This window comes from Agromyces sp. MMS24-JH15 (genome assembly GCF_043518605.1).
Taxonomy (GTDB): domain Bacteria; phylum Actinomycetota; class Actinomycetes; order Actinomycetales; family Microbacteriaceae; genus Agromyces.
The window spans coordinates 2,093,147-2,110,281 of sequence record NZ_CP171358.1 but is presented as its reverse complement, the minus strand read 5'-3'; the positions used below and the strand labels follow the sequence as shown (position 1 = coordinate 2,110,281).

14 protein-coding genes are annotated in these 17,135 nt (G+C 74.0%); 7 read left to right on the top strand and 7 right to left on the bottom strand.

The genetic code is table 11. The features are described 5' to 3' along the window. Positions 1-50: 50 nt before the first annotated feature. The 6 genes from ACDF64_RS09605 to ACDF64_RS09580 form a co-directional block, all read right to left on the bottom strand. Positions 51-1,358 (bottom strand): ABC transporter substrate-binding protein, encoded by a 1,308-nt coding sequence (locus ACDF64_RS09605; RefSeq protein WP_394550760.1) that lies wholly within the window; start codon positions 1,356-1,358, stop codon positions 51-53. A 185-nt stretch (positions 1,359-1,543) separates the two neighbouring features. Then, positions 1,544-2,521, bottom strand: a complete 978-nt coding sequence (locus tag ACDF64_RS09600) for a hypothetical protein (protein WP_394550758.1) — start codon at positions 2,519-2,521, stop codon at positions 1,544-1,546. After that, positions 2,514-3,611, bottom strand: coding sequence for a Gfo/Idh/MocA family protein (locus ACDF64_RS09595; RefSeq protein ID WP_394550756.1), 1,098 nt, complete (start codon positions 3,609-3,611; stop codon positions 2,514-2,516). Before ACDF64_RS09595 ends, ACDF64_RS09600 begins: the two co-directional genes overlap by 8 nt. Beyond that, a complete protein-coding gene (locus ACDF64_RS09590) occupies positions 3,608-4,675 on the bottom strand; it encodes a PmoA family protein (RefSeq protein ID WP_394550753.1) in 1,068 nt (355 codons plus the stop codon). The genes ACDF64_RS09595 and ACDF64_RS09590 overlap by 4 nt, the downstream gene beginning before the upstream one ends. Positions 4,676-4,740: 65 nt before the next feature. Continuing rightward, complete coding sequence (locus ACDF64_RS09585; RefSeq protein ID WP_394550751.1) at positions 4,741-5,826, bottom strand: M24 family metallopeptidase; 1,086 nt, start codon at positions 5,824-5,826, stop codon at positions 4,741-4,743. Then, on the bottom strand, positions 5,823-6,905 hold the full coding sequence (locus ACDF64_RS09580) for a LacI family DNA-binding transcriptional regulator (protein WP_394550750.1): 1,083 nt from the start codon (positions 6,903-6,905) through the stop codon (positions 5,823-5,825). The genes ACDF64_RS09585 and ACDF64_RS09580 overlap by 4 nt, the downstream gene beginning before the upstream one ends. Before the next feature lie 126 nt (positions 6,906-7,031). Between ACDF64_RS09580 and ACDF64_RS09575 the strand changes: the two genes are divergently transcribed. The 5 genes from ACDF64_RS09575 to ACDF64_RS09555 all read left to right on the top strand — a co-directional run bounded on the left by ACDF64_RS09575 (position 7,032) and on the right by ACDF64_RS09555 (position 12,785). Beyond that, on the top strand, positions 7,032-7,952 hold the full coding sequence (locus tag ACDF64_RS09575; RefSeq protein WP_394550749.1) for an NAD-dependent epimerase/dehydratase family protein: 921 nt from the start codon (positions 7,032-7,034) through the stop codon (positions 7,950-7,952). Further along, positions 7,949-8,971, top strand: a complete 1,023-nt coding sequence (locus ACDF64_RS09570; RefSeq protein WP_394550747.1) for a 5-dehydro-4-deoxyglucarate dehydratase — start codon at positions 7,949-7,951, stop codon at positions 8,969-8,971. Before ACDF64_RS09575 ends, ACDF64_RS09570 begins: the two co-directional genes overlap by 4 nt. Further along, positions 8,968-10,071: a mandelate racemase/muconate lactonizing enzyme family protein gene (locus ACDF64_RS09565; protein ID WP_394550745.1), complete on the top strand. Its 1,104-nt coding sequence runs from the start codon at positions 8,968-8,970 to the stop codon at positions 10,069-10,071. The genes ACDF64_RS09570 and ACDF64_RS09565 overlap by 4 nt, the downstream gene beginning before the upstream one ends. Continuing rightward, positions 10,071-11,531: an aldehyde dehydrogenase (NADP(+)) gene (locus ACDF64_RS09560; protein ID WP_394550743.1), complete on the top strand. Its 1,461-nt coding sequence runs from the start codon at positions 10,071-10,073 to the stop codon at positions 11,529-11,531. Before ACDF64_RS09565 ends, ACDF64_RS09560 begins: the two co-directional genes overlap by 1 nt. Before the next feature lie 90 nt (positions 11,532-11,621). Beyond that, positions 11,622-12,785: an MFS transporter gene (locus ACDF64_RS09555; RefSeq protein WP_394550741.1), complete on the top strand. Its 1,164-nt coding sequence runs from the start codon at positions 11,622-11,624 to the stop codon at positions 12,783-12,785. 47 nt (positions 12,786-12,832) lie between these two features. On the opposite strand, the gene ACDF64_RS09550 is transcribed toward ACDF64_RS09555, so the two are convergent. Next, entirely contained in the window at positions 12,833-14,179 is a 1,347-nt protein-coding gene (locus ACDF64_RS09550) for a Gfo/Idh/MocA family protein (RefSeq protein WP_394550739.1), read from the bottom strand. Between the two features lie 223 nt (positions 14,180-14,402). On the opposite strand from ACDF64_RS09550, the gene ACDF64_RS09545 reads away from it, so the two are divergent. Together ACDF64_RS09545 and ACDF64_RS09540 are read left to right on the top strand one after the other, a co-directional pair. Beyond that, positions 14,403-15,446 carry a LacI family DNA-binding transcriptional regulator gene (locus ACDF64_RS09545; protein ID WP_394550738.1) on the top strand — a complete coding sequence of 348 codons (1,044 nt, stop codon included), beginning with the start codon at positions 14,403-14,405 and terminating at the stop codon, positions 15,444-15,446. 445 nt (positions 15,447-15,891) lie between these two features. Next, positions 15,892-17,133 carry a Gfo/Idh/MocA family protein gene (locus ACDF64_RS09540; protein ID WP_394555098.1) on the top strand — a complete coding sequence of 414 codons (1,242 nt, stop codon included), beginning with the start codon at positions 15,892-15,894 and terminating at the stop codon, positions 17,131-17,133. Positions 17,134-17,135: the final 2 nt, after the last annotated feature.

The following is a 17,135-nucleotide window of genomic DNA, read 5'->3' as shown; positions in this document are numbered from 1 at the left end:
CGGGCCCGGTCCTGCCTGACCGGACCCGGGGTTCAGTGCTCCAGTTGGGGTTACTGGTTGAGGACGACGTCCATCTCGCTGAAGAACTGCTTCGCAGCCTCCTCAGGCGTGATGGTGCCGAAGCCGAGCTCCTGGCCGAGCTGGCGGAACTTCTCCTCGAGGGTGCCGTAGCCGACGATCGGCACGGGCGGGGCGTCGCCGAGACGGTCGGCGATGGATGCCTCGTAGTCGCGGATCTGCTGGCCCAGCGGGTCGAGGTCGGCGCCTTCGAGCATGGTCTCCGAGGCCGGCAGGCCGCGGTTGGTGCCGAAGATGGCGCCCGCCTCGGGGCTGTTCACGAGGAAGTTCACCAGCGTGGCGGCGGCCTCCGGGTGCTCGGTCTTCGCCGAGATCGAGTGCAGCATCGAGGGCTTCAGGTAGAGGTCCTTCGCGCCCTCCTTCGTCACCGGCGGGGCGTTGAGCGTGAGCTCGGTGCCCTCGCCGAGGTTGCCGAGGTAGCCGGCGCCGAAGTTGTCCCAGGTCAGCTCGCTCGCGGTGAGGCCGGCGTCGAAGGCCGACTTCGGGTAGATCTCCTCGAGCTTCTGCTGGCCGATGACGGTGCCGTCCTCGTGCAGCGGGGTGCCCTGCGCCCAGAAGTCGGCGAGGTCCTCCTCGGTGAAGTTCGGCTCGCCGTCCTCGGTGAAGAGGTCGTCGCCCTTCGCGCGCTGCTGGATCTCGAAGTTCTGGATGCGGCCCGTGTAGTCGGTGCCGCCGAAGACGGCGCCCGCGCCGGCCGCGGTGACGTCGGCCTGCCAGTCTGCGTAGTCCCCCCAGTCGCCGCCCTCGAAGGGCTCGGCGCCCACCTGCGAGAGGAGCGTGTCGTTGGTGAACAGCGCCCACGCGTTCGTCGAGGTCGGGATGCCCGTGGTGACGTCGTCGACGACGCCGATGCCGAGGATCTGCTCGCTCAGCGGCTCGGTGTCGATGATGTTGCCGAGGTACGGGCCGAGGTCGAGCAGGAGCCCGTTCTCGGAGTACTGGCGCAGGTACGAGTAGTCGAACTGCATGACGTCGGGCAGGCCGCCGCCGGCCGCCTCGGTCTGGCGCTTCTCCCAGTACTCGGGGAAGCCGAGGAACGAGGCGTTCACCTTGATGTTCGGGTACTCCTCGTTGAACGCGGCGATCGCCTCGTCGTAGAGGCCGGCGCGGATGTCGTTGCCCCAGAACGCGAGGTCGAGCGTGACCTCCTCGTTCGGGTCGAACGTGGGGGCCGCGGCCTCCTCGCTCGAACCGCCGGAGCAGCCGGTCAGCGCGAGTGCCGCGCCGGCCGTGAGCGCGACGGCGGCGAGCCCTGCGCGCCTCGTGCGAATGTTGAACATCGTTGTCCTCCCGGAAACGTCTCTGTCTGCCTGGTCTGCCTGGTGCATTGGGGGTCTGCGCCGGGAAAGCGCATTCCCTCACGGTAGCGGGGCGGGTCGCTTCGGTCAACCCGAATCGGAAAATCGTTTCAATCCGTTATCGGAACGAGGCCGTCGCTTCGCCTGTGACCGTTTACATTCCCTGATCAGCGCGCATTCGAGGAAAGCGGTGCGACGGCTCCGCCTCGCAGGCAGACGAGCCGATCGTCCACCACGCGCACCTCCGCGGCATGGATCGCGCACAGCCGATCGGGGAACGGATGCCCCGCGAACGGATGCCCCGCGGGCGGGGCTCCCCCGTCGGCGAACGCCGCCGTGAAGTAGTACAGGACACCCCGATCCCCGTCGACCACGACGTCGCCGTGGTTGCCGATCGCGCGATCCTCGGGATGCACCCCGGGCTCGGCGAGGATCACCTCGTCCGGCCCGCCCTGGCGCTCCCACGCGACCGCGTCGCGCGAGCGGAACACGCCCATCCCGCGCCATTCGTCGACGAGCATCCACCACCAGCCGCCGAGCTCGAACACGTTCGGGCCCTCGTGCGGGCGCCCGCCGATCGCGCGGCCCTCGACGCGCCACGCGCCGAGGTCGTCGCTCACGGCCGCCCAGGTGGTCGAGTCGTCCGCCTCGTCCTTCCACCACAGGCGCCAGCGCCCGTCGGGGCAGCGCGCGACGCACGCGTCGATGACCCGGTCGCTCGAGAGGTCGAGGTCTCGCACGTACGCCCAGGTGCGCAGGTCGTCGCTCCGGTACTCCCGGATGACCCGCGCGAAGCCCGGCCAGCGGTCCGGCACGCCCGCGATCCACGTGAGGTACATGCGGTACCGCTCGCCGTCCCAGATCACCTCCGGCGCCCAGTGCGTGTGCGGCCCGGGGCCGTCGCCCGGCCGGTCGAGCCCATCGAGCACGCCCTCGTAGGTCCACGCGAGCCCGTCGGGACTCGTGGCGACCGCGATCCGGCTGCCGTGGATCCAGGTCACGCCCGGCCCGTCGTCGGCCGGGCGGCGCTGGGTCGCGAACATCACCCATCCGCCCGTCGCACGGTCGCGGATCACGGTCGGATCCGTCGCACCGCCCGTCACCGGGTCGCGATAGGGCAGGCCGTCGCCGCTCGGATCAGGCACGACCCGGTCGCCGCTCGGTGACGCGACTGCGCAGGCTCGCGGTGCGCTCGGCGTCGTCGCGGAGCGTGTCGGGCGTCACGGGTCGCCCGGTCGCCGCCGACGAGTAGATCGCCGTGACCAGCTCGAACGAGCGCGCCGGATCCGAGGCGACCGACGGCAGCGGCGCACCGGTCCGGAGCGCCGCGTAGACCTCGCGGAGCAGCGGCACGTGCCCGCTGCCCTCCTCCGCGTCCGGCAGGGCCCACCCCGCCGCCTCGGCCTCGTCGACGCCCGACGCCGGCGTGATGCGCCAGTGCTCGTGCGCGTGCCCGTACAGGTGGTCGACGGTGATCGTGGCGCGCTCGGCGTCGATCCGGATGGAGCTCACCTCGCGCGGCGACACCGCGCTCGTCGTGACGGTCGCCACCGCGCCGTTCGCGAAGCCGACGACGGCGGTCGAGACATCCTCGGTCTCGGTCTCGCGCGCGAGCCGCCAGAGCCGGCCCTCGACGCTCGACCAGTCGCCGAGCAGGTACGCGAGCAGGTCGAGCTGGTGGATCGCGTGCCCGAGCGTCGGGCCGCCGCCCTCGGTCGCCCACTTGCCGCGCCACGGCACGTCGAAGTACGCCTGGTCGCGGAACCACAGGGTCTGGCAGGTCGCCACGAGCGGGCGCCCGAACGCGCCGGCCTCGAGCAGCCCGCGCACGTGCGCCGCGGCCGTGCCGGTCCGCTGCTGGAACACGACGGCGAGCGCGCGGCCCGTGCGCTCGGAGGCGGCGATCATGCGATCGAGCTCGTCGAGCGAGAGCGCCGGCGGCTTCTCGCACACCACGTCGAGGCCGGCCTCGAGCGCGGCGACGACCTGCTCGGCGTGCACGCCCGGCGGCGTGCACACGTGCAGCACGTCGGCCGCGCCCGCGGCGAGCAGGTCGTCGAGCGTGTCGAAGCGCGCGGGCACGGCCCAGCGTTCGGCGAACGCGGCGGATGCCGCGGGCACGCGGTCGACGACCGCGACGAGCTCGGCGCCGGGCTCGGCCGCGAGCGCCTCGGCGTGCGCGTGGGCGATCGCGCCGGTGCCGATGATGGCGGCGCGGAGGGGGCGGTCGGTCACGGGCGATGGTCCTCTCGTGGTGCGGTTCCGGGTGCGCGGGTCGGCGCGGCGCCCATCGGGGCGCCCGGCACTGCGGCGCCCGTCACGGCAGCGGCCGTGTCGTCGGCGCCCGGCGCGGCGACGAGCGCCGCGAGCCCGAGGCGCCCGAGCTGGGCGAGCACGGCCGCGCGATCGGGGTCGGATGCCCCGTCGGCGATCACGACCGCGACCCGCTCCCGGAGCTCGCCGTCGGGCGCGACCACGTGCTCCTCGCTGAAGAACGGCGCCGGGCAGAGGCACGCGAACTCCTCGGTCCGCGCGAACCACTGCGGCGGGTGCTGGACGTTGGCCGGGTCATCCACCATCACGATCGTCGAGTGCGCGCCCGAGCCGTCGTGGCGGCCGGTGAAGCCGAGCCAGGGCGCCCGCTGCCCGCGCAGCTCGTCGCCGCCCGTTCGGCCCCGCGCGAGCACGAGCCCGCCCGTGAACGAACGCGGGCCCCGCCAGAACAGGCCGCCGTAGCCGGCGTTCTCGCGCCCGCGCGTGGTGGGCGATCCGATCGGGATCGCCCGGCCCGACACGTTGCGCATGCGCGTGCCGAAGCCGAGCACCCAGGTGTCGTCCGCGACGATCGAGGCGGTCAGCGTGCGCTGCTCGGCGAAGAGGTGCTCCCCCGACTGGGTGATCCAGTCGAGCGTCTCGACGATCGCGACGGAGCCGCCGTCGCCGTCCTCCGGCCTGCTCGCGGGCCCGAACGCGACGTGCTGCTGCCGCCCGTTGTTCGCCAGTTGCACGTAGCCCTCGCCGCGCACGAAGGTCGGTCCGCCCCAGAAGTTCTCGTCGCCGACGACCGGCAGCGACCACGCGATGCCCTTGTGCCAGACGTGGTCGTGCGGCCGGTACAGCGAGACGAGCTCGCCGCCGAGCGTGTGCACGGGGCTGAGGTACGGCCGCGGCGACTCGAAGGTCGGATGCGTCGGACGGAAGACGTACTCGGCGAGCAGCCGGTCCCCCGCGGTGATGCGGAGCCGGTCGGATGCGCCGGTTGCGCCGGATGCCTCGTCGATGCGGATGTCGTCGGCCACGGGTCCTCCGGATCGTCCTCGATGCGCGTGCGTTTGGAAAGCGTTATCCCAATCAGATTACACGGTCAGCGCCGCAGCGCCACCGGCCGCGCGAGGCCGCCGACCTCGATCGTGGGCCACGCCGGGTCGGCCGTCAGCACCTCGAAGCCGTCGGCGTCGCGCACCACCGTGTCCTCGACCTTCGCGCCCGGCGCGGTCGGATTCCACGCGAACGCCTGCCCCTCGCGGACGACGTCGCCGATGCCCGGCACCGCGCGCGGATCGCGACCGACGTACCCGGCGGCCCCGCCCTGGTGGTGCCGCCGCCACTCCTCGGGGTCGAACCCGTGCGCCGCGTACGCCGCGGTGCCGGCCGCGAACGCCTCGGCGAGCGTCGCGCCCGGCCGGGTCGCGTCGAGGAACGCGTGCTCGACCGCGAGGATGCGCCGAGCCGCGTCGTCGGCGACGGGGTCGGCCGCGCCGAACTCCACCCACCTGGTCGCGTTCGCGATCAGCCCGTGGCGGCGTCCGCAGACGACGAGCATCGCGCGGCGGCCGAGCGGGGCCTCCGTGGGCAGCGGATGCCGGTGCCCGAGCCGCTCCCGGCCCGCGACGAGCACCACGAGCGGGTCGATCCCGCGCTCGACGAGCCCGGACGCCGCGAGCGAGGCCGTTCGGCGCTCGGTCCAGTCCGGCTCGACCGCGCGCGCGACTTCGGTGAGCACCTCGGCGGCATCGCGCCCGAGCGCGCGGAACCGCGCGCGTTCGGCGGACAGCAGGCTCGCGCGCGCCGCTCGGAGCTCGGCGGCGACGTCGGATTCCTCGAGCCCGCCGGTGCCCGCGACGAGGAGCGGCTCGTGCCACGGCACGCGGACGACCCGCTGCGCGTCCGCGGGCGCGAACTCCTCGGCGATGAGCCGGTCCGCCTCGTTGTCGAAGACGCGCACCTCGTCGCCGTCGCGCCGCACGACGACCGCGACGACCGGGTCGCCCGCGAGCGAGACGTGCGTCCTCGCGCCGTCGAGGTACCACGCGAGCGCGCCGTGCGAGCGCAGCACGAGCGACTCGGCGCCGCGACGGTCGAGCAGGTCGAGGATCCGCTCGCGCTTCGCGGCGCGATCGGCCTCCGACGGCCCGGGTGCGGTCTCGGCCGGGGCATCCATGAGGGTCATCCGTGTTCCTTCGTCGAGGTCGAGTGCGAGGCCGAGGTCGCCGTCGAGGTCGAGGTCGAGGTCGAGGTCGTCCGTGCGGGGCCGGTGCTCTCCCGCGCCTCGAGCCGCGGCCGGAACACGACCGCGTGCCCGGAGGGCTCGCCCGCGATCAGCGCCCGCAGGCGCGACCAGACCTGGGCCCCGAGCTCCGCGCGCGGCACCGACAGGGTCGTGAGCGCGGGCGTCGCGTACGCCGCCATGGGCGAGTCGTCGAACCCGGCGACCGACAGCTCGCCCGGCACGTCGACGCCGAGGCGGCGGAGCCGGGTCAGCAGGCCGAGCGCCACGAGGTCGTTGAACGCGAGCACCGCGGTCGCGCCCGCGTCGCGCTGCGCGAGCACGCGCTCGGCCGCGGCGAACCCGTCGTCGAGCCGCGACCCGCACGGTTCGACCACGATCTCGAGGCGCGGATCGGCGGCGAGCGCCTCGGCGACGCCGCGCAGCCGCTCGCCGTTCGACGCGCTCGTCTCGGGACCGGCGAGGTAGCAGATGCGCCGGTGCCCGAGCGCCGCGAGGTGGTCGACCAGGTCGCGGATGCCCCGCGCGTAGTCGACCCCGACGACCGGGACATCCGACCCGGGCAGCGCGCGGTTCACGACCACGACCGGAGCCAGGCGCTCGGTCAGCCGCGCGAGTCGGGCCTCGGGCAGGCGCGGCGCGCAGAGCACGATCGCGTCGCAGCGCTCGCGCGCCTCGATCGCGGTGGGCTCCTCCTCGTCGACGCGCTCGACCGTGTCGGCGACGAGCACGCGGTAGCCGTCGGCCGCGGCCGCGACCGAGAGGCCCTTGAGGATGCCCTGGAACAGCGGGTTCTCGAGGTCGGGCACGACCATGGCGACCGTGTGGTTGCGGCCCTGCACGAGGCTCCGCGCGGCGAGGCTCGGCCGGTAGCCGAGGTCGGCGATCGCGCGCCGCACGGCCTTCACGATGTCGGGGTCGACCGACTGCTTGCCGTTCAGCACGCGCGACACGCTCGCGGGCGACACGCCTGCGCGCGCGGCGACGTCGGAGATCGTGACGGCCCTGCCGCGCTCGCCCATCGTGCCTCCGCTCCGCTGCCCGGGCCCGGCCGGGAAATCGATTCCCCATTCTAGACAGGAGTTTGCCGCGCATGCGCGGATTCTGTACGCTCCGACTCGGAAATCGATTTCTCGAAGGGAGCGCGAATGCGCGTACTCGTCACCGGTTCGGCCGGCCGGCTCGGCCGGAGCCTCGCCCTCGGGCTCGTCGGGCACGGCCACGAGGTGATCGGCGCCGACCGCGCCGTCGCGGGACTCGCGGGCGTCGACGAGCGCACGGCCGACCTCGCCGACGAGGCATCCGTCGCCGCGCTCCTGGCCGACGTGCGTCCCGACGCGATCGTCCACCTCGCCGCGATCGCGGTGCCGTTCTCGGCGCCCGAACGCGAGATCCTCGTGACGAACACCACGATCGCCCAGACCGTGCTCGCCGCGGCCGCGGCGGCCGGAGTCGGCCGCGTGCTCGCCGCGAGCAGCCCCACCGTGATCGGCTACGGCGTGCCGGGCTGGGCGCCCACGCGCCTGCCGCTCGACGAGACCCACCCCGTCGCGCCCTCGAACGCGTACGCGGTGTCGAAGGTCGTGATCGAGGAACTCGCGCGCCGCTTCGCGCGCACCGAGCCGGGCGCGTTCGGATTCTTCCGCCCGTGCTACGTCATCTCGCCCGAGGAGTGGGCGGGCGCCCCGACCCAGCAGGGCCACACGATCGCGGAGCGCCTCGCCGACCCCGCGCTCGCGGCCGTCAGCCTCTTCAACTACGTCGACGCGCGCGACGTCGCGGACTTCGCCGCGGCCTGGCTCGCGGCGCCCGCCGAGGCCGTCGACGGCGAGGGATTCTTCGTCGGCGCCCCCGACGCACTCGCGACCCGGCCCGTCGCCGAACTCCGGCGCGAGTTCGCCCCGGCGCTCGGCGCCGACGCCGACCGCCTCACCGGCACGAGCCCGGTGTTCTCGTCGGCGAAGGCCGAGCGCGTGCTCGGCTGGCGCGCCCGCCGCACGTGGCGGTCCGAGACCGCCGTCCCCGCCTCCCCCACTCCCGCCACGACCCGAGAGACGAGCCTCCGATGACCTCCGCCGACCTGCCGCGCTTCGACGGCGTGCTGTTCTTCCCCGTCACCCCGTTCGACGCGCAGGGCCGCGTCGACCTCGACCTCCTCGCCGAGCACGTCGACACGCGCCTGCCGTTCGGCCCGGGCGGCGTCTTCCCCGCCTGCGGGACCGGCGAGTTCCACGCGCTGTCCTCCGGCGAGGTCGCAGCCGTCGTCCGCCGCACGGTCGAGGTCGTCGACGGCCGCGTGCCCGTCATCGCCGGATCCGGCGGCTCGCTCGGCGACGCGCTCGAGACCGCGCGCGCCGCCGCCGACGCGGGCGCCGACGGCCTGCTCCTCCTGCCGCCGTACCTCGTGTCGGGCACCACCGACGGGCTCGTCGCGTGGGTCGACGCGATCACCGCGGCGACCGACCTGCCCGTCGTCGTCTACCACCGCGGCACCGCGCGCTACACGCCGGGCGCCATCCGCCGGCTCGCCGAGAACCCGAAGGTCGTCGGCTTCAAGGACGGCCTGGGCGACATCGGCCTCGCGCAGGAGATCGTGCTCGCCGCGCGCGAGACCGGCCGCGAGTTCGCGTTCTTCAACGGCCTGCTCACGGCCGAGCTCAGCCAGGGCGCCTACCGCGGCATCGGGATCCCGCTGTACTCGTCGGCCGCGTTCGCGATGATCCCCGAGGTCGCGTCGCTGCACTACCGCGCCTACGAGTCCGGCGACGAGGAGACGCGCCTCGCGCTCCTCGACGGCTTCTACCGCCCGCTCGTCGCACTCCGCGACGAGACCCCCGGCTTCGGCGTCTCGCTCGTGAAGGCCGGGCTCCGGCTGCGCGGGCTCCCCGTCGGCTCGGTCCGCCCGCCGCTCGTCGACCCGACGCCCGAGCAGGAGTCGCGGCTGCGGGACATCCTCGACCGGGGGCTCGAGCTCGTGGCCGAGCTGGGCGCGCCCGAGCTGGGCGCGGCCGGGCTGGGCGCGACCGCGCCCGCGGCATCCTCGCTCGGCGCATCCGGCAGCCCCGCCGAACCCGCGACCGCGCGATGACCGCCGCGATCGTCCGGCTCGACACGCGGATGCTCCGCGCGCCGCTCCTGCGGCCGTGGGGGCCCGACGTGCTCGACCTCACGATCGTCGAGGTCGTCGTCGAGGACGCCGACGGCGCCGTCGGCCACGGCTTCTCGTGGACCCCGACCATCGGCGGGCACGCCGTGCAGGCGCTGCTCGACCACGAGATCCGCGACTTCGCGCTCGGGCGCCCGGCCGACGCCGAGGCGATCTGGACCGACCTCTGGCTGCGACTGCACGAGGCCGGCGGGGGCGGGCTCACGACCATCGCGATGGCGGGCCTCGACCTCGCGCTGTGGGACCTCGCCGGTCGCCGCGCCGGCCTGCCGGTGGCCGACCTGCTCGGCCGCCGTCGCGCCGAGACCACCGCCTACGGCAGCGGCGTGAACCTGCACTACCCGCTCGACGAGCTCGTCGCGCAGGCCGAACGCTGGGTCGCCGCCGGGTTCGGCGGGGTCAAGGTCAAGGTCGGGTCGCCCGATCTCGCGCGCGACGTCGAACGCATCCGGGCGGTGCGCGAGGTGCTCGGGCCCGACCGGTTCCTCGCGATCGACGCGAACCAGCGCTGGACCCTCGACGAAGCCGACCGCGCGATCGGCGAGCTCGCGCAGTTCGACCTGCGCTGGATCGAGGAGCCGCTCCGCGCCGACGACCTGCCCGGCCACGTCGCGCTCCGCGAGCGCATCGGCGACCTCGGCGTGCCGATCGCGCTCGGCGAGAACGTGCACACCCGGTACCGGTTCGCCGAGTTCCTCGCGGCCGGCGCGGTCGACGTCGCGCAGCCGAACATCGTGCGGGTCGGCGGCATCACGCCGTTCCGCCGGATCGCCGAGCTCGCCGACCGCCACGGCGTCGAGGTCGCCCCCCATCTGTTGCTCGAACTGAGCGGACAGCTCGCGATGGCGCTCCCGCATGAGACGCTGGTGGAGTCCGTCGAGGATGCCTCGTTCGCCGACCTCGGCATCCTCGCGGAGGACGCCCCGGTCATCGTCGACCGCGGCCGCGCCCGCGACACCCGCCGCCCCGGCCTCGGCATCCGGTTCCAGGATGCCCCGGCCCACCCGAATCGGAGGACCTGATGACCGACCGGATCGCCCTCGCGACCGACCTCGACACCGCCGCGGCCGACGCGCGCCGCGCGTTCGCCGCGACCGTCGCCTCGACCGCGGCCGACCGTGCGGCGTGGCTGCGCGCCGTCGCCGACGAACTCGATGCGCACCGCGACGAGCTCGTCGCGATCGCCGACGAGGAATCCCACCTCGGCCAGGTGCGCCTGAACGGCGAGGTCGCGCGCACGACCGCGCAGCTGCGGCTCTTCGCCGACGCGGTGCTCGAGGGCTCGTACCTCGAGGCGACGATCGACCACCCGAACCCGGCCGCGACCCCGCCGCTGCCCGACCTCCGCCGGATCCTGCGCCCGCTCGGGCCGGTCGCCGTGTTCAGCGCGTCGAACTTCCCGTTCGCGTTCTCGGTCGCGGGCGGCGACACCGCCTCGGCCCTGGCCGCAGGATGCCCCGTGATCGTCAAGGGCCACTCGGCGCACCCGCGCCTCTCGCTCCGCACGGCCGAGCTCGTCGCGGGCGCGCTGGCCGCGGCGGGCGCGCCCGACGGGATCTTCTCGCACGTCACGGGTCGCGAGACCGGAGTCGCCCTCGTGCAGCACCCCGAGGTGCGCGCGGTCGGCTTCACCGGGTCGCTGCACGGCGGGCGCGCCCTGTTCGACCTCGCGAACGGACGCCCCGACCCGATCCCGTTCTACGGCGAGCTCAGCGCCGTGAACCCGGTGCTCATCACGCAGGCCGCGCTCGACGCGCGCGCCGACGAGCTCGCGACCGGCCTGGCCGGCTCGTTCACGCTCGGCGTCGGGCAGTTCTGCACGAACCCCGGGGTCGTGTTCGTGCCCGCGGGCAGCGGCTTCGCCGAGCGGGTGGCCGCGGCCGTGGGCGCCGCGCCGGCCGCGGTGCCGATGCTCACGGACGGCATCGCGGACGCGTTCGCGGGCGCGGTGGGCTCGCTCGCCGCGCGCGACGGCGTGCGGGTCGTCGGCGGGTCGGCCGAGCAGCACGCGGGCTCGGGCTCCGCGATCGTGCTCGCGACGGATGCCGCGACCGTCATCGCCGACACCGACGCGCTCTACACCGAGTGCTTCGGCCCGTCGACGCTCGTCGTCGAGTACGACTCGGTCGACCAGGCCCTCGAGGCGATCGCGAAGGTGGGCGGCAGCCTCACCGGCAGCGTGCACGCCGAGCCGGGCGAGGATGTCTCGGCCATCGTCGCGGTCCTCTCCGAGGTCGCCGGGCGCGTGCTGTTCGGCGGCTGGCCGACCGGCGTCGCCGTGAGCTGGTCCCAGCAGCACGGCGGCCCGTGGCCGTCGACCACGACGATCCACACCTCGGTCGGAGTCACCGCGATCCGCCGGTTCCTGCGCCCGGTCGCCTACCAGTCGGCCCCGGAATCGGCGCTGCCCGACGAGCTGAAGGAGTCCAACCCGCTGGGCATCCCGCGCCGCGTCGACGGCCGCCTCGTCCTCCCGGCCTGACCCCTGATTTCTCGCGGTGTCACTTCGTCCGTGCGGTGCCAGGTCGACCTGGCACCGCGCGACCGAGATGACACCGCCGGGAGGTGAGAGATGGGCGTCGCGAGCTACCTCGCCGCCGCCACGCCGCCGCGCCTCGCGGTGGGCGGCGTCACGGTCGCGATCCCGGTGCTCGCGGTCGAGCAGACCGGGGATGTCGCGCTCGGCGGCCTGCTCGCGGCGGCGACGCTCGCCCCGAGCATCCTCGCGGCACCGTTCGCGGGAGCGCTCCTCGACCGCAGCCGCCGACCGGGCGCGCTGATCGCGGGCGCGGGCATCGCGATGGCGACGGCGTACGCGGTCGCGGCGTTCCTCGGCCCGATCCCGGCGTGGATCGTCGCGCTCGTGCTCCTCGCGGGCGGCGCCGCCATGCCGTTCGTCATGGGCGGCCTGTCGAGCTACGTCACCGAGGGCATCCCCGACGAGCGCCGCGCCTACGCGATCGATGCGCTCGCCTACAACCTCGGGTCGGTCGCGGGGCCGGCCATGGTCGCGGCGGCGGTCGCCCTCGGATCGGCCCGCGCGGCGACGCTCCTCGTCGCGGCGAGCGCCGTCGCGGGCGCGCTCGGCACGATCCCGTTGCGGCTGCGCCCCGCCGCGAGCCCGCCGCGCGTCTCGATGTGGCGGACCATGGCGCGGGGCATCCGGCACATCGCCCTGCACCGGCCGCTCGCGGTGATCACGACGAGCGGCACGCTCAGCCAGTTCGGCGCGGGCGGCCTGTCGATCGCGGCGATCGCGCTGAGCGTCGCGCGGACGGGCGACCCGGGCCAGGGCGCGCTCGTCGTGACCGCGTTCGCGATCGGCGGCCTGCTCGGGGCCCTCTGGAACTCGGGGCATCCGTCGCGCTTCCGACCGGAGGCGACGATGGGCTGGGGCTTCGCCGCGACCGGCGTGCTCACGGTCGTCGCCGCGGTCGACCTCGGGCTCTGGTGGACGATGGCCGCGATCGGAGCGTCCGGCCTGTTCACCGCACCGAGCTCGTCGGCGATGCTGCTCATCCGCAAGCAGCAGAGCCCGCCCGCGCTGCGGTCGCAGGTCTTCACGGTCGGGGCGGGCCTGCGCGCGGCGGCGGCCGCGTTCGGCGCGGCCGTCGCGGGACTCGCGTCCGGGCTCGGGGCATCCGCGCTGCTCGCCCTCATCGGCGCGACCTGGATCGCGTCGGCCGCGCTGCTGCTCGCCTACCCGCGCGATGCACGTCCGGTCGACGGCACCTGACGGACCGCCCGCCCCGCGCACCGCCGCCCGGCGCACCGCTCACCCGCTCAGGCCCCGAGCTCGAGCTCCCCGATCACGACCGGCAGGCCGGTCTCGAGCGACCGGTTCCCGGCGATGCCGACCGAGACCGCCCGGACGCCATCGGCGTACCCGGCGACCCGTCCGAGCGGAGCATCCTCGGTCACCCGGCCGAACAGGTGCCGCAGCAGGTACGCGTCGCCGCCGCCGTGGCTGCCGATGCCCTCGGGGATCTCGACCTCCTGCGCCGACTCCCAGTGCCGCTGCACCACGAGGTGCTCGCCGTGCGGGCGGAGCAGGTCGACCTGCGAGGCATCCGGATGCATCGACGGGTCGACGACGACCCGCCCGTCGTCGCCGATCAGCACCGCCCCGCGCTCGACGACCTCGAGCTCGGCGCGACCCTCGGTTCCGTTCACGGTCACGCGGTAGCCCTCCCACGGGGCGTGCGCGTTCAGCGAGTAGCTGAGCGTCGCGCCCGAGTCGTAGTCGACGAGGGCCGCGAGGTTGTCCTCGATCGTGATGCCCGGGTCGAACACGTCCCGGTCGCGCACGTAGCCGTCGTGGTGCTCCTGGTCGAGGTAGAGCTCCTTGAGTCGCGCGTCGGCCGCGAGGTCGAGCGCGAAGGGATCGGATGTCCCCGACCCGGTGCCGCGCGACGGCCGCGCGCCGAGCCCGCGGGCCGCCGCGTTGTCGGCGCCGTAGAAGCGCAGGCCGCCGCTCGCGAACACGCGCACCGGCGCGGCGCCGATCCACCAGTTCACGAGGTCGAAGTGGTGCGACGCCTTGTGGATGAACAGGCCGCCCGAGTTCGCCTTGTCGCGGTGCCAACGGCGGAAGTAGTCGGCGCCGTGCACGGTGTCGAGCGCCCACTCGAAGTGCACGCTCGTGACCGCCCCGATGCGGCCGTCGGCGATGACCTGGCGCAGCGTCGAGTTGCGGGGGCTGTACCGGTAGTTGAAGGTCGTGATGACCTCGTGACCGGTCTCGGCGATCGCCTCGCCGATGCGGCGGACGCTCTCGGCGTCGATCGTCAGCGGCTTCTCGACGACGACGTCCGCGCCGGCTCGGAGCGACCGCACGATGTACTCGGCGTGCGTGAAGTCGGGCGTCGTGATGACGACCCGGTCGACGCGCTCGTCGACGATCATGCGCTCGAGGTCGGCGACGTCGTAGCGGGCCGGCGCAGGATGCCCCGCCTCGACGACCTCTCGCTCGTAGAGGTCGAGCCGGCCCGGGTTCGGGTCGCTCCACGCGACGAGTTCGGCGAGGTCGGGGACGTGCTCGGCGCCGAGCACGGTGCCCGAGAGGGCTCCGATGTACATGCCGGCGCGGCTGCCGGTGCCGATGAGTGCGTATCGTTCGCGGTGCGTCATCGCGTGCTGCTCCTGGTGGTGTGGGGGCTGCCGTGGCCCACCTTCGCGGGCCATCTGCAGAAATCGATTTCCCCGGCGCGGGTCTCGTGCGGTTCCCTGACGCGCGGTACTCTGGGAAAACGCTATCTCACTCGAGTCGATCGGGCCACTCCGCCCGGGCCCGGCGCACCGGGGAGGGGCGCGCAGCCCGCGATACGATGCGGCGAACGACCCTGGAGGATCGATGAGCGAGACGAGCCGCACCGCGCCGGCCACCCTGCACGACGTCGCTCGCGAAGCGGGTGTCTCGCTCGCCACGGCCTCCCGGTCGCTGAACGGCAGCACGCGCAAGGTGAACGAGGAATACCGCACGCGGGTCCTCGAGGCCGCGGCCCGCCTGAACTACTCCCCCAACCTCTCCGCGCAGGCCGTCGCGCGCGGCACCACGACGACCGTCGCGCTGCTCGTCGCCGACGTCGCCGACCCGTACTTCTCGTCGATCGCGTCCGGCGTGGTCGCCGAGGCCGACCGGGAGCGGCTGATCGTCACCATGGCCGCGACCGAGCGCGACCCCGAGCGCGAACTCGAGCTCGTGCGGCAGTTGCGCGGGCAGCGGCCCCGGGTCATGATCCTCGCCGGATCCCGCCCGATCGGCGACCCGACGGGCGGGGCCCTCGAGGTCGAGCTCACCGCGTACGAGCAGTCGGGCGGACGCGTCGTGCTCATCAGCCCGAACGAGTACGACTTCCGCACCGTCGAGCTCGACAACCGCGCCGGCGCCCGGCGCCTCGCCGAGTCCCTCGTCGAGCGCGGCTATCGCCGATTCGCGGTCGTGACCGGCCCCGAGACCATCCGGACGGCCCGCGATCGCCTCGAAGGCGTGCGTGACGCGCTCGCCGTCCACCGGCTCGAACTGCGCGACGCCGACGTGATCCGCGCGGACTTCTCGCGCGACGGCGGCTACGACGGCGTGCGCAGACTGGTCGAACGCGGGCTCGACGGCGTCGAACTCGTCTTCGCCGGCAGCGACGTGATGGCGGTCGGCGCGCTCACCGCGGTGCGCGACGCGGGGCTCGCGCCCGGCGTCGACCTCGCGATCGCCGGCTTCGACGACATCCCGACGGTGCGCGACGTCACGCCGCCGCTCACGACCGTGCGACTCCCGCTCGAGGCGATCGGCCGCCGCGCGCTGCGGCTCGCGATCGGCGACGAGGATGCCCCGGACGAGGCATCCCTCGCCGGCGAGGTCGTCCTGCGCGCGAGCACCCCCGGCGTCGCCGAGGGCTGACCGCGGGGGGCGGTGCAGCCGACCCACCGGCCGGTCCCACCCACCAACCCCCGATCGTGCGACCTCGCGTCGTCATGCCTCCCGAATCGCGCCAGCAGCTCGTGATCAAGGTCGGATCGAGCGACATCGCGTCTCCAGGTCGCGCGAGTCGCGCCCGCACCCCGTGATCGAGGTCGGATCGAGCGACATCGGCTCGTGGAGTCGCGGAGACCGCTGAGCGCCAGCGCCAGCGCCAGCACCAGCACCAGCACCAGCACCAGCACCAGCACCAGCACCCCACCGCACTCCACCCGCCCACGGGGGTGTTGCGCGACGGCGATCGGTGTGGCACACTCGGGTAAACGCTTTCCCGCAGCGGCCCGGCGGCCCCGGCCTCCCAAGATCCGCTCTCCGTCTCGACAAGGAACCGACCGTGGCAGATCACACCCAGACCATCGGCATCATCATGAACGGCGTGTCCGGCCGGATGGGCTACCGCCAGCACCTCGTTCGCTCGATCCTCGCGATCCGCGAGCAGGGCGGCGTGCTCCTCGCCGACGGCGAGACGCGCGTCCAGGTCGAGCCGATCCTCGTCGGCCGCAGCGAGAAGAAGCTCGCCGACCTCGCCGCCAAGCACGGCATCGAGCACTGGACCACGAACCTCGACGAGGCCCTCGCCGACCCGCGCTGGGAGATCTACGCCGACTTCCTCGTGACCAAGGCCCGCGCCGCCGCGATCAAGAAGGCCATCGCGGCCGGCAAGGCGATCTACACCGAGAAGCCGACCGCCGAGTCGTTCGAGGAGGCGCTCGAGCTCGCCCGCCTCGCCGACGAGGCCGGCATCAAGAACGGCGTCGTGCACGACAAGCTCTACCTGCCCGGCTTCCAGAAGCTCAAGCGCCTCATCGACTCCGGCTTCTTCGGCCGCATCCTGTCGGTCCGCGGCGAGTTCGGCTACTGGGTCTTCGAGGGCGACTGGCAGCCCGCGCAGCGCCCCAGCTGGAACTACCGCGCCGAGGACGGCGGCGGGATCATCGTCGACATGTTCCCGCACTGGAACTACCTGCTCGAGAACCTCTTCGGCCGCGTCGAGTCCGTCTACGCCAAGGCCGCGACGCACATCCCGAGCCGCGTCGACGAGCGCGGCGACGAGTACGTCGCGACCGCCGACGACGCCGCGTACGGCATCTTCGAGCTCGAGGGCGGCGTCATCGCCCAGCTCAACTCGAGCTGGACCGTCCGCGTGAACCGCGACGAGCTCGTCGAGTTCCAGGTCGACGGCACGCACGGCTCGGCCGTGGTGGGCCTCTTCGGCTGCAAGATCCAGCCGCGCAACGCCACGCCCAAGCCGGTCTGGAACCCCGACCTCGCCGACGCGCACGACTACGACGCCGACTGGATCGAGGTGCCGACGAACGACGTGTTCGAGAACGGCTTCAAGACGCAGTGGGAGGAGTTCCTCCGCCACGTCATCGAGGATGCCCCGAACCACTACGACTTCCTCGCGGGTGCGCGCGGCGTGCTCGTCGCCGAGGAGGGCCTGCGCTCGTCGGCCGAGGGGCGTCGCATCGACGTTCCCGTCGTCGGCCTCGACACCGCGGCGGATGCCCCGTCCAGCACGTCGAACGACGCATCCGAGGCCGGGGCATCCGACCCCGAGGCATCCGAGGCCGGGGCATCCGCGCCCGAGCTCACCGGAGCCCGCTGATC